Below are 12,058 nucleotides of genomic sequence, written 5' to 3'. Positions count from 1 at the left end.
CCGCCGGGCAACGCCAGGTAACGGCATGGGCGGCCGTGACCAGTGGTGGGTGAACGCGTTGAAGGGTGAGTGCGGTCGCTGTCGTGCGGTCGCACTCATCGAGTCAAAGGAGAACGTGATGTCTCGCATCGCGAAGGCGGCCGGTGTCGCGCTCGGCACGGGTGCCGTGGTGCTCAGCGGAGCCGGTATGGCCATGGCGGACGCCGGTGCTCAGGGCCAGGCCGTCGGCTCGCCCGGCGTCCTCTCGGGCAACGTCGTCCAGCTCCCCGTCAACGTGCCGGTCAACGTGTGCGGGAACACCATCAGCGTCATCGGCCTGCTCAACCCGGCCTTCGGCAACACCTGCGTGAACAACGGCGACCACGACAAGGGCCACAACGGCCCCGGCGGCTACGGCAGCTGAGCCGACGCACGACCGAGAAGGCCCCCGGCAGTACGTCACTGCCGGGGGCCTCGCAATTCCACTCGGGCCACGCCACTGAGACCGGGCCACTCAGGAAGTCCCACTCACGCGACGGCACCCAGGAAGTCCCACTCGGGCAGGCCCACTCAGGCAACGCCACTCGGGCCGCCGCACTCAGGCCGCCCCACTCCGGCAACGCCACTCAGGCCGCCGCACTCACGTGCTTCCACCGCCCCGCTCACGCGTACCGGTAGATCCCGTCGTGGTCCTCCAGCTCGTCGGGAGTCACGCCCCACGGCGGCAGTTCCTCGTGCCGGGCGACGATCCGCCGGTGCTGATCGTCGGTCGGGCCCGGCGGCCGTTCAGGCAGGTAGCGCGCGCCACGGTGCCGTTTCTGCCAGCGGGACCACTGAAGATCCACGAAGGCGTGGTGCAGCCAGAAGACGGGGTCGTTGACCGAGGCGCCGCCGAGCATGTGGCCGCCGACCCAGCGGTGCACGCGGTTGTGGTTGCGCCAGGCCGCGTTCCCTGACCCCTTGCCCCAGCCTTCGAGACGGTTGCGGAACCCCTTGGTGGACGTGGAGTTCCAGGGCGCGGTGTCGTAGACGGGGTCGGCGAGCGCGGAGTCCAGTTCCCTCTTGGTCGGCAGTTCGAGCGGCTCCCGCGGGCGCCCGAACTCGCGGGTGAGGAACTCGCCGTCGGTCATCGCCTCCGTGATCCGCCAGTTGCCCTGCGCGTAGGCGAACGGCCCGGTCATGACCTGCCGGTCGGAGCGCCGCCCGTTGCCCCCGAGCAGGTCCGCGGTCCAGGGCACGGCCGACGCCGAACGGTCCCGCGTCCAGTCCCAGTACGGGACGCTCACCCCCGGGTCGACCCGGCGCAGCGCCCCTTCGAGTTCCAGCAGGAACCGCCGGTGCCAGGGCAGGAAGGAGGGCGCCATGTGGGCCGAACGCAGTCCCCCGTCGCCGTCCGAGACGTAGTACTCGATGTGCGTGCGGACGAACTCGTCGTACTCGCCCCGGCGTTTGATCTCCAGCATCGCGCCGACGAAGCGACGCCGCTCCGCGCGCGTCAGCGTGCTGACGTCCTTACGCGTGTACACCATGCCGGTGACCGCCCCCCTCCGCGTCCGTGCCGCGCAGCCGTTCGGCGGGGCCCAGTTCGTCGACGGCCGCGCGGGCCGCCGTCAGCGCCGTCGGATACGACTGGTAGTGGTCCACCATGCTCAGGTAGGTGCCGTCCGCGCGGCGCATCAGGGGCAGCGGCCGTCCGTCCACGGTGATCCGCCACCGACCGCCGCCGAACTCGCCACCGAGCGCGTCGCGACCGTCCGTCCCGGTCTTCGAGCCGAGAAGATGCCGGCCCCGGTACACCTCGTCGAACGGGGAGTCCTCCGGGCGGGCGGGCAGCGGAGGGTGCGACGGCCGCGAGGCCGCGACGACCGGTGCCAGCGCCGCGACGACGGCCGACACGAGCAGGCCTCGCACGACGTCCCGCCGGCTCACCCGCGGCGAACCCACCGGGCGGCCCAGCTCGCCCGCGTCCCCCGGGACGACCGGTTCCGTCGCCCTCACCGACAACGCGCTCGACACTCTGCTCGGCACTCTGTTGACGAACATGGTTCCCTCCTCGCCGGATCCGCGGACCGGCAGGTCGCCGGACCGGCAGACAGGCGGACAGGCCGACCGGCCGACCGGCCGACCGGCCGACCGTGGTGCGGGCGGCAGGCCCGGGCCGGACGCCCGGGCCTTCACCGTCCGGCGGTTACGCCCCCGACCCCGTGGCCACGTTCGCCCCGAGCACCGTCTGAAGCAGCGGTGTGAGGACGGCGGCCTGAGGGACCTTCGGCTTCGGCAGGCCGAAGTTGTCGGGGTTCGGCGGAGTGAGCGGGGTGTCCACCGACAGCCCTGGGGTCAGGGTCTGGACGTCGGCGGCGGGCGCCGCGATTCCCAGGTGGTCGAAACCGTCCCCGAGAAGATGCGGAAGGGGCGCGCGTACGTCCACTCCGGGCAGTCCGGAACTGACCGGAAGCTGCGGCAGCGCGTGCTCGGGGATCAGCCGGCCCTCGACGTACCGGGGGCCGTCGGGGCTGCCCGGCATGGGTACCGGCAACTGACCGGAGATCTTGGGCAGTTGCACGTTGAGGGCCCTCTCCACACCGTCCAGCGGTACGGGGACGGGCACCGTCTCGCCCGCGGCGGCGGGGGTCGCGGCGGCACCCACCGCGGCCGCGACGCCGGTCAGGACAGCGGCAAGAGTTCCTCGGGTGGTCGGCTTCATCTCAGGTACGGTCCCTTTCAGGGTTCGGGGGGTCAGCGTCCGTAGCGCGTAACGATCCTGAGAACCCCGACAGCGCAAGATTCCCCCAACGAGCCCAATAGTCAGCTCGTCCAGAAGTCCCACCATCGGGTCAGGATCAGCATTCCGATGATGCCGATGTGCAACAGCGGCAGGACCCAGGTGAATTCGGCGAGGAACGATCTCAACCAGCGTGGCGCGGTCAGGAACTCGTTCCGCACGTTGAACGACGTCACGTACCAGAACATGATGATCGTCGCGACCCACGCCAGACAGCACCACAGGCAGAGCGAGTTGATCCGGTAGAGCGACTGGAACTGCAGCCAGGTGCAGAATCCGACGCCGAACAGCATGCCCGCGTCGAGGAGCAGCCAGTACCAGCGCGGGAAGGCGGCTCCGGTGAGCAGCCCGACGCCGACGCAGATGACGATGCCGTACGCCACCAGGCCCAGCATCGGGTTGGGGAACCCGAAGGCCGAGGCCTGGTCGCTCTTCATGATGTTGCCGCAGGAGACGACCGGGTTCAGGCTGCACCCGGGTACGAAGTCCGGGTTCTCCAGCAGCTTGAACTTGTCGATCGTGATGATCCAGGAGGCCAGCAGGCCGGCCGCCCCGGTGATCACCAGCAGCAGGGCGAGCGCACGGCTGCCACCCGCGGTACGTGCCATCAGCCGCGCAGGCGGCGGGCGGGCAGCAGCACGTGCGCCGCGCTGTTCAGGGTCTCCTCGTCACCCGCGAAGGCGGCCAGGTTCTCCGGGTCGACGGGCTTGCCCGGCTCGGCGTCGGGCCAGGGGCGGGTGGCGAACAGGAAGTAGGCGTAGCCGCGTTCGCCGATCGCCGCGAGCCACTCCGGGGGAACGACGCACTGGGCGTTGAGGGACGGCATGGTGACGACGGCCTGGCCCGACTCGACGAGGAGCTTGAGCGGCAGGCTCGGGTGCTGAGAACCGTCGAGGAGCGTGTCGCCGACGGGCAGACCGTTGTCGCTCAGCAGCCGCTCGATGGCGGCCGTGGCCACCTCCGGGCCACCCTCGCTGTCGCCCAGCGAATAGGCGAGCAGGTACGGCATGTCGCCGTCGGGGGCGTCACCGCTGAAGGCCATCACGGCGAGCGTGCCGAGATCGGCGGCCCGGAAAGGGCGCGTTTCGCTTGAGGTTGAGGTCACCGCGGAACCTTATCGACGCACCCGAACGGGCTCGCCCCTTTCTCACCCGACCGGGCGACAAGCACCCGCCCGACCACACGAACGAGGGACGTTATTCGAACAATAAGAATGACAACACGAAAGGCCGATTCCACGGGATGCGGAATCGGCCTTTGTGGATCGCGTACGAGTCAACGGGCGTACGACGTCACTTGTTGACGCAGGTGTTCCCGAACGCCGGGTTCAGCAGACCGATGACGTCGACCGTGTTGCCGCAGAGGTTCACCGGAACGTTCACCGGGACCTGGACGACGTTGCCCGACAGAACGCCCGGGGACTTGACGGCCGCCCCTTCCGCACCGGCGTCGGCGAAGGCACTGCCGGAAGCGGCACCCGCGGCCATTCCGGCGGTGGCGATAACCAGAGCGGCCTTCTTGGCAGTGTTCATCGTCAGCCCTTTCCTCGGAGATTTTCTCCAGCGTATGGAGGTGCCCATGGGGCTCGCGGAAAAGACACGCGATGAAATGAACCGATTACCTCGACTCAGCCCTGGAGGGGAAGTCCGCCGAGGAGCGCCGTGGGGCCGCCGGCCGAGTTGAGCGCGTCCGTCGCCCTGTTCACGGCGTTGAGCGGCGAGTCGGCGTTCTCGGTGTTGAGCGCGTCCGACTGGTGCTGGAGGGGCTGCAGGTCCTTCAGGCTGAGCGTGCCCTGGCTGGTGATGGTCTCCACGGCGCCGTTGAGGCTGGTGGGCGTGAGGTTGGAGGTCTCGTAGGCAAAGGCGGGCGCGGCGGCACCAGCGATGGCGATGGACCCGGCAACGACAGCGGCGGCCTTCAGAGACTTCATCGTGTTCCTTTCTTCGGCAACTCATGTCACCAGACGGAATGTGCGTACGACCTGGCTAACGAGAACCGGACTCGACGGAAACCCTGTGTGCAGAAATTTCCTGCACCCCACCCGAATGAACGGCGCGTCGCATTCTCATATAAGAGCGAATGCGAAAAGCCGCCGTGCCGACCCGAACTGTCGGCACGGCGGCGGGGTGGCGCTGCTTCGCCTCAGGCGCCGCTCCCCGTATTCAGGAGGACGGAAGACCGCCCGTCGGAGGGCCCGGAGCCGCGGGGACCGCCGGCACGCTCGGCAGTGACGAGAGGCTCGGCGGGCCCGGCAGGTTCGGCGCGGGCAGGCCGCCGCCCAGCACGATGGCGACGACGAGGTTGATGAGTCCCGTCACGACGGCCGTCGCCGCCGGGACCACTCCGGCCGGGTCACCGGAGGTGACCGCCGCGAGCAGCGTGGCGACCGCCTTCTGGAGGGCGGCGAGCGCGTCGCCCTTAGGGTCCGTGGGAGCCACCACACGGGAACCGGCCGCCCCGGGCGCCTTGTCGTCCTGGGAGTCCCCGCTCCTGGAGAGCGAGGGCAGGCCCGGCAGCGCCGGAGCGGCGGAGAGCGCGGGCGCCGCGGGAACGGCCGGTACCGCCGCCGGTACCGCCGCCGGTGGCGCCAGCGGAGCCGCCGCGGCGAGCTTGGCGATCGCGTCCTTCACGGACTGCCCGTGCTTGGCCGCCTCGTCGGCGGAGAGCCGGCCGTTGTCGGCCTTGAGCGCGGCGTTGAGCAGGTCGGTGACCGGCGTCAGCACGGTGCCGATGTCGGCCAGGGACTGGACCTGCGCCAGAAGCGTGTCCGCGCCGGGGACGGGCGCCGCCACCGCGGAGCTGTGGCCACGCGCCCGGTCACCGTCCGCCGCCATGGCGGCCGGCGCGGCGATCCCGAGCAGAAGCGTGGCGCAGAGCGCGGAGCACGCGATGCGCCGTGCGGGCAGAGCACGCATGGAGGGGGTTCCCTTCGATGGTTCTTTCGGGCCTTGCTGCTCACCGTGGAAGCGGTGATCGCCCTCTGCAACCGATCGAGTACTCCATGTGGCCGCCGGGCGTCCGCGACACCGGCGTCCTCCCAGGTGGGACGCCCTGCGGGGAGGCGGGGCCCGCGCCCCCCATCCGGGGCAACGCGAACCGGCCGCCCTCCCGTTGGGGAGGACGGCCGGCAGAAGGGGCCGCGACGACGTCAGTCGTTGACGCAGGTGTTGCCGAACGCGGGGTTCAGCAGACCGATGACGTTGACGGTGTTGCCACAGACGTTGACCGGGATGTGGATCGGGGCCTGCAGGACGTTGCCCGACAGGACGCCCGGGGAGTGGGCGGCCGCGCCGTGTGCGTCGCTGTCGGCGGCGGCGATGCCGGCGGTGCCCGCCACAGCGGCGGCGGCAACGGAGGTCAGGGCCAGGCCCTTCGCGATACGCGACATGGAGAAGTGCTCCTTGGAGTCGACACAACATCCGGGCGGGGATGCCCGGCTCTGAAAACAACGCGCGGCGCTCGCGTGGGTTGTGCCTCCGAAAGGGTGATCTCCCGAACGGGCCGACTTCACCATTCCGACACACTTGTCAGCTTTCACCGATAAATACGGACAGCCGCTAGTGTTGCGCTCCTCCCGAGGTCCCTCGTCGGCAGGCCTCACACGACGTCGGAAACAGCCGGGGAGTCGTCCCGCACATATGTGATCTGCAGATTTCCGTCGATCCGGAGTTCACCGAACCCTCCGGACGTCCGCTGGGTCCAGAACCTTTTCCCCGAAAGGGCACCGCCGGTCATGCGTAATTCCCCGGGTCCTCTGCTGCGCCGTGCGATGGTCGGCTGCTTCGCCCTCGCCACCCTCCTGGCACCGGGCTGCCCCGCGACGGCCGCACCCTCCGCCGCCGAGGCGGAGAGCGTCGACTTCACCCAGCGGTATCACGCGCTTCAGCACGGCGGAATCGTCCGGGCGGCCAACTCCTCCATCAACTGCCGTACGGCGCTCTCCGACGCCGCGGCGTCGCCCTGCTCGTCCGCGCGGGCGGGCGGACCGGCCGTGAACGGCGACTTCGACATGTTCTACATCGACGTCGACAAGGACCCGAACACCTACAACTCCAGTCTCGGCGAGGTCCGTCTGCCGCAGGGCGCGCGGGTCACGTACGCGCGGCTCTACTGGGGCGGCAACCTCCGGGTCGGGGAGCAGAAGCCGCCGAAGGACAACGGGCGGGTGCTGTTCGCCGAGCCCGACGGCGAGTACAAGGCGGTGCTCGCGGACACCGTGGTCGGGCACCGGGTGGCGCACGGGGCGGACGCCTTCCAGGCGTCGGCGGACGTCACGAAGCTGGTGCGGGCGAGCGGTTCGGGGCTCTACACGGTGGCTCAGGTCAATGTGGCGATGGGCCGTTCCGCCGCCGGGGCCTGGGGCGGCTGGACACTGATGGTGGCGTACGAGAAGAAGTCGGAGCCGCTGCGCCACCTGGCGATGTGGGACGGCTTCGACGCGATCGGCCCGGGTGGGGACCAGGTGGTCCGGCTGCGCGGCCTGCCCTCCCCCGAGGGGGCCGGCGGCCGTGTGGGGCTGGTCGCGTACAACGGCGACCGCGGGAGCCGGGGCGACTCGCTGACCGTCTCGGACGGACACGGTGAGCCGACCGCGCTGGGCGACGCGGCCAACCCCCTTGACGACGTCCTCAATTCGACGATCAGCGAGCCGGGACCCGACGCCATGGAGCGGGTGCCGGCGTACTCGAACACGCTCGGCTACGACTCGGACGTCTTCGAACTTGGCAAGGGGATCGGGCGCGGGGGTGACCAGTTGACCTTCCGGCTCGTTTCGCAACGGGACACGGCGTGGGTCGGGGCACTGTTCACCGCCGTTGACGCGAAGCAGTGACGCGCGCGCCAGCGCGCCGCCCGTGAGCGAGGAACCGCGCATGCAACTGTCAACCGACCCTCCGTTGCGGGTCCTGCACATCACCCAGCCGGTCGACGGCGGTGTCGCCCGGGTGGTGACGGACCTGGTGAAGGCGCAACTCGCCGCAGGAGCACACGTCGCCGTCGCGTGCCCGGGCGGCAGCGGCCTCGCCCAGACGCTCCGGACGCTCGGCGGCGACGTACACGACTGGCAGGCGACACGCGCGCCGGGTCCCGCTCTGCTTCGGGAGGTACGGCGGCTCGCACGCGTCGTCGCCGAGGTGCGGCCCGACGTGGTGCACGCGCACAGTGCCAAGGCCGGGCTCGCCGGGCGGCTCGCCGTGCGCGGGCGGGTGCCGACCGTCTTCCAGCCGCACGCCTGGTCGTTCGAGGCCGTCGGCGGGGTGACCGCGGGGCTCGCGCTGAAGTGGGAGCGGTGGGGGGCGCGTTGGGCGTCCCAGGTGGTGTGCGTGAGTGAAGCGGAGCGCGCCACCGGCGTACGAGCCGAGGTGCACGCCCCCTGGCGGGTGATCCCCAACGGGATCGATCCGGCCCGCTTCCACCCCGCGGCCGTGGACACCGTACGCGCCGGGGTCGCGCCGCTCGCCCGGGCGGGCGTCGGGCCGGTGACCCCCCTGGTGCTCTGTGTGGGGCGGCTGTGCCGGCAGAAGGGGCAGGACGTCCTGCTGGAGGCCTGGCCCGAGGTGGCGCGGCGGGTGCCCGCGGCCCGGCTCGTGCTGGTGGGCGACGGTCCTGACGCCGAGCGGCTGCGCGCCGGGGCCCCCGCCGGGGTGCTGTTCGCCGGGGCCGCCGAGGACGCCGTGCCCTGGTACCAGGCAGCTGATCTGGTGGTGCTGCCGTCCCGTTGGGAGGGCATGGCGCTGGCTCCACTGGAGGCCATGGCCTGCGGGCGGCCGGTCGTACTGACGGATGTGGACGGGGCCCGCGAGAGCCTGCCGCCGGATCTGGCCGCGCGCTGTCTGGTGCCGTCGCAGGCACCGGGCCCGCTCGCCCACACGATCTCCGAACTCCTGTCCGACCCGTTGTTGCGCGAATCCCTCGGCCATCAGGGACGCCGCCACGTACTGACCACGCACGATGTGCGCCGCACGGCCGACGCGGTCGCGGACGTCTACCGCGAGCTGCTCGCTCCCGGGCCCGGCGTACCCGCCGAGCCCCCGAGCGGTGTGCGCGCCGCGAGCGGGGAACCCACCGAGTGCAGGGAGTCCATCCACTCGTGACTGCGGAAAGCACCGTTCCCTCCCCCGGCGGACAGCCCCGGGAGTACGGATACTCACCCGTCTCGGTCATCCCACCTCGCGGTGCGGCCGACGGCTTCAGATTCCCGGCCGGACAGCGGCCCACCGTGCGACGGCCCTCGCGGCTTCCGCTGCTCGCGGTGGACGGCGGCGCGGCGCTGCTGGCCGGGCTGGCGCTCACCCAGACCCAGCGGCAGCCCCTCCTCGTCCTCGCGCTGGTGCTCGGGGTCCTCTGGCTGAACTCGCACGCGGCGCTCTACCGCGCCGAGTCCGTGCCCGCCGTACTGGACGAACTGCCGACGGTGTGCGCGCGGATCGCGGTGGCCTGGTGCGTGCCCGCGGCCCTGCTCGCGGCCCTCTTCCCGGCCCAGGCGCTGTCCGCGCGGACCCTCGCTATCGGCTGCGTCCTCCAGTCGGCGGTGAGCTGCGCGGGGCGCGGCGCGCTGCACTGGCGCCGGCGGCGGGCTCTCGTGCTGCGTCCCAGCGCGGCCCTGGTGATCGGCCCGGTGGCGACGGCGCAGCGGGTGGCCGCGGCCTTCCTGCGCCATCCGGCGTGCGGCGTACGGCCGGTGGGCGTCGTCGCCGACCAGCCCGCCGGCGGTGAGGGTGGCCTGCCGGTCCTCACCACCGGCGAGGAAGTGCAGCGAGCCCTGATCCAGAACAGTGTGCGCGCCGTGCTCGTGGTGAAGTCCGGCGGCGAACACGCGCCGCTGCTGCGGGCGTTGGCCGAGGCGGGCTGTGTGGTGTGGGAGGTCGACGCGGACTCCCCGTCGTACGGCAGCGGGCAGCGGGGGCAGCTCGCCCAGTTCTCCTGCCGGCAGCTCTCCGCACCGGGGCGCCGTGGCAGTGTCGCCAAGCGGTTCCTTGACGTCGCCGTCTCCGGGACGCTGTTGCTGCTGGTCAGCCCCTTACTGCTGGTGTGCGCGGTCGCGCTGCGGCTGATCGACGGGCCCGGCGTGGTCTTCCGGCAGGAGCGCATCGGCAAGGACGGGCGCCCCTTCACGCTGCTGAAGTTCCGCACGCACCGGCCGGTCGACGCGCACGAGGCCGCGACCCGCTGGAGCGTGGCGAACGAGCGCGAGATGAGCCGGTTCTGCCAGTTCCTGCGCCGCACCTCGCTGGACGAACTGCTCCAGCTCTGGAACGTCTTCTGGGGCGACATGAGCCTGGTCGGCCCGCGGCCCGAACGCCCTTACTTCGTCGGGCAGTTCAGCCAGACGTATCCCGGCTACGCGGCCCGCCACCGGATGCGGACCGGCATCACCGGCCTGGCCCAGATCCACGGGCTGCGCGGCGACACCTCGATCGAGGACCGCTGCCGGTTCGACAACGCCTACATCGACAACTGGTCGCTGTGGCAGGACATCTGCATCCTGCTGCGCACGGCCGCCTCCCTCGTACGCCCGACAGGGAGCTGACCCGGTGAGTCAAGCCCTGCCCCTGTCCCCGCTGAACGCCCTGACGGCCACTCTCGGCCGGGCGCTTCCCGTCCTGCCGGTCGTCGCGGTGATCGCCCTGCTCGGGCTGCCGGTGACGCCCGGCGGCGAGGGCGGCGCGACGGCGGCCGACGCGGTCTCCGGGCTCGTCGTGCTGTGCTGCGCGGTACGGCTGCTGCGCGGGCGGCGGCGCCCCCTGTCCCGTACGGCGGCGGTGGTCATCGGGCTGCCGGTGGTCGGCATCGCGGTCGCGGCGGCCGGGGCGGCGAGCGCCGGCGCCGGGATCACCGGTCTCGCCCGCTATCTCCAGGTCTTCGTGCTGGTCCCGGCGGCCGTGCTGCTGCTGGTGCGGGACCGGCGCGACTTCCGGCTGCTGGCCTGGTCGTTCGTCGGGCTCGCGCTGTGGCAGGGGGCGATCGGGGTGCACCAGTTCGTCACCGGGACCGGCGCCTCCTACCAGGGCGAGGACATCCGGGCGGTGGGGACCTTCGGGGCCTCGGACATCATGGGGATGGCGACCGTGGTGGCGTTCGGGCTGGTGTGCGCGGTGGGGCTGGCGCTCGGGTCGGGCGGCGCACGGCAGCGTACGGCCGCCGTGGTGTGCTCGCTGGTACTGCTGCTGCCGCTCGCGGTGTCGTTCAGCCGGGGCGCGTGGATCGCCACGGTGGCCGCGCTGGGGGCGCAGCTGGTGCTCGCCGGGCTGCGGCGCGCGGTGAAGGTGGGCGCGGTGGTCGCCGCCACGGCGGTGATCCTGGTGGGCGGGTTCGGCTTCGGCAGTGCGATGCTCCAGGAGCGGATCAGCAGCATCACGCAGGTCGCCGACGCGCCGGACCAGTCGGTGACCGACCGGTACACGATGTGGGCGGCGGCCGTCGACATGTGGCGCGAACACCCGCTGACCGGCGTCGGGTTGAAGGGCTTCCCCGAGCACCGCGACGGCCACGCCTCCCTCGCCCTCTCCTCGGGCAGCGACACCGCGGGCGCGGGCGCAGCGTTCCGCAAGCAGCCGCTGCTCTCCCCGCACAACATGTACCTCCTCGTCCTGAGCGAACAGGGGCTGATCGGGCTGCTGGCCCTGGCGGGCAGCTGGCTGGCGCTCCTGGCGTGCGCGCTGCGCGGGCTCGTACGGGCGCGGCGGGCGCCGTCCGGGAACGGGGTGCCACCAGGCCTCGACTGCGCGCTGGTCGCGTGCGGGCTGCTCGGCTGGCAGCTGACCGACTTCATGTACGCCGACATCGGCGGCCCCTCGACGGTCCTGACCGCGGTCTGTCTCGGACTCGTGGGGTGGTGGGCGCTGGTGGACCCGGCCTCCTCGGCACCCCGTTCGCCGGCAGGGCACGTACCCGTGGCGGGACCACTTGAGGAGGCCTCCGCACGATGACGGTGACGCCGCCTCGGGCCGGGGCCGAGGGTGGGGCGGGTGGCGAGGCCGACAGCACGACCGGGGCCACGGTGAGCGGCACGGGCGTGGGCGCGGTGGCCCGGCCGGGCGGCGCGGGCACGCACCCGACCCGCGCCGACGCGGTCGCGACCCGCGCCGACGAGATCGCCGGCACGACCGGCAGCGGCGTGATGACGAGCCCGACCGGCGGCAACGCTTCAACAAGCGCTGTCGGCGGCAGCACGGCAGCCCGTCCACCCGGCGATGACGAAGCCGCAGTCGCGACCGACAGAGGCGTGATGACGAGCCCGACCGGCGGCAACGCTTCAACAAGCGCTGTCGGCGGCAGCACGGCAGCCCGTCCACCCGG

At 71.9% G+C, this 12,058-nt stretch carries 14 protein-coding genes and 1 pseudogene; 6 read left to right on the top strand and 9 right to left on the bottom strand.

Annotated features, from left to right (window positions below; translation table 11 throughout):
• The first annotated feature begins 118 nt into the window (after positions 1 to 118).
• On the top strand, positions 119 to 403 hold the full coding sequence (locus ACIP79_RS17560) for a chaplin (protein ID WP_401224083.1): 285 nt from the start codon (positions 119 to 121) through the stop codon (positions 401 to 403).
• Between the two features lie 238 nt (positions 404 to 641).
• Here ACIP79_RS17560 and ACIP79_RS17555 read toward each other — a convergent pair whose 3' ends face one another.
• From ACIP79_RS17555 to chpG, 9 genes are all read right to left on the bottom strand, one after another.
• The gene (locus ACIP79_RS17555) at positions 642 to 1,508 is read right to left on the bottom strand and encodes a tyrosinase family protein (RefSeq protein ID WP_401224081.1); all 867 of its coding nucleotides are present in this window, start codon (positions 1,506 to 1,508) and stop codon (positions 642 to 644) included.
• On the bottom strand, positions 1,492 to 2,022 hold the full coding sequence (locus ACIP79_RS17550) for a tyrosinase family oxidase copper chaperone (protein WP_401224080.1): 531 nt from the start codon (positions 2,020 to 2,022) through the stop codon (positions 1,492 to 1,494). Before ACIP79_RS17550 ends, ACIP79_RS17555 begins: the two co-directional genes overlap by 17 nt.
• 145 nt (positions 2,023 to 2,167) lie before the next feature.
• Entirely contained in the window at positions 2,168 to 2,683 is a 516-nt protein-coding gene (locus ACIP79_RS17545; protein ID WP_401224078.1) for a hypothetical protein, read from the bottom strand.
• 101 nt (positions 2,684 to 2,784) lie between these two features.
• A complete protein-coding gene (locus ACIP79_RS17540) occupies positions 2,785 to 3,369 on the bottom strand; it encodes a vitamin K epoxide reductase family protein (protein WP_401224076.1) in 585 nt (194 codons plus the stop codon).
• Positions 3,369 to 3,866, bottom strand: coding sequence for a DUF5949 family protein (locus tag ACIP79_RS17535; RefSeq protein ID WP_401224075.1), 498 nt, complete (start codon positions 3,864 to 3,866; stop codon positions 3,369 to 3,371). The genes ACIP79_RS17540 and ACIP79_RS17535 overlap by 1 nt, the downstream gene beginning before the upstream one ends.
• Positions 3,867 to 4,053: 187 nt before the next feature.
• Entirely contained in the window at positions 4,054 to 4,293 is a 240-nt protein-coding gene (locus ACIP79_RS17530) for a chaplin (protein WP_383690636.1), read from the bottom strand.
• 95 nt (positions 4,294 to 4,388) lie between these two features.
• Positions 4,389 to 4,691, bottom strand: coding sequence for a hypothetical protein (locus ACIP79_RS17525; RefSeq protein WP_383690639.1), 303 nt, complete (start codon positions 4,689 to 4,691; stop codon positions 4,389 to 4,391).
• 232 nt (positions 4,692 to 4,923) lie between these two features.
• A complete protein-coding gene (locus ACIP79_RS17520; RefSeq protein ID WP_401224072.1) occupies positions 4,924 to 5,676 on the bottom strand; it encodes a hypothetical protein in 753 nt (250 codons plus the stop codon).
• Positions 5,677 to 5,909: 233 nt separating this feature from the next.
• Entirely contained in the window at positions 5,910 to 6,149 is a 240-nt protein-coding gene (gene chpG, locus ACIP79_RS17515; RefSeq protein ID WP_266461998.1) for a chaplin ChpG, read from the bottom strand.
• Between the two features lie 345 nt (positions 6,150 to 6,494).
• Between chpG and ACIP79_RS17510 the strand changes: the two genes are divergently transcribed.
• From ACIP79_RS17510 to ACIP79_RS17490, 5 genes and pseudogenes are all read left to right on the top strand, one after another.
• Positions 6,495 to 7,592, top strand: coding sequence for a DUF3344 domain-containing protein (locus ACIP79_RS17510; RefSeq protein ID WP_401224068.1), 1,098 nt, complete (start codon positions 6,495 to 6,497; stop codon positions 7,590 to 7,592).
• A gap of 40 nt (positions 7,593 to 7,632) precedes the next feature.
• Complete coding sequence (locus ACIP79_RS17505; RefSeq protein ID WP_401224066.1) at positions 7,633 to 8,853, top strand: glycosyltransferase; 1,221 nt, start codon at positions 7,633 to 7,635, stop codon at positions 8,851 to 8,853.
• Positions 8,850 to 10,289 carry an exopolysaccharide biosynthesis polyprenyl glycosylphosphotransferase gene (locus ACIP79_RS17500; protein ID WP_401224064.1) on the top strand — a complete coding sequence of 480 codons (1,440 nt, stop codon included), beginning with the start codon at positions 8,850 to 8,852 and terminating at the stop codon, positions 10,287 to 10,289. Before ACIP79_RS17505 ends, ACIP79_RS17500 begins: the two co-directional genes overlap by 4 nt.
• A 4-nt stretch (positions 10,290 to 10,293) precedes the next feature.
• On the top strand, positions 10,294 to 11,688 hold the full coding sequence (locus ACIP79_RS17495) for an O-antigen ligase family protein (RefSeq protein WP_401224062.1): 1,395 nt from the start codon (positions 10,294 to 10,296) through the stop codon (positions 11,686 to 11,688).
• Positions 11,685 to 12,058: pseudogene (locus tag ACIP79_RS17490) on the top strand (hypothetical protein); the annotation flags it as partial. The gene ACIP79_RS17495 and the pseudogene ACIP79_RS17490, both read left to right, overlap by 4 nt.

Origin of the sequence: Streptomyces sp. NPDC088747, assembly GCF_044751025.1 — a bacterium.
In the GTDB taxonomy this organism is placed as follows: domain Bacteria; phylum Actinomycetota; class Actinomycetes; order Streptomycetales; family Streptomycetaceae; genus Streptomyces.
Note: the sequence above shows the minus strand (reverse complement) of the source record. Positions and strands in the feature narration are given on the sequence as shown.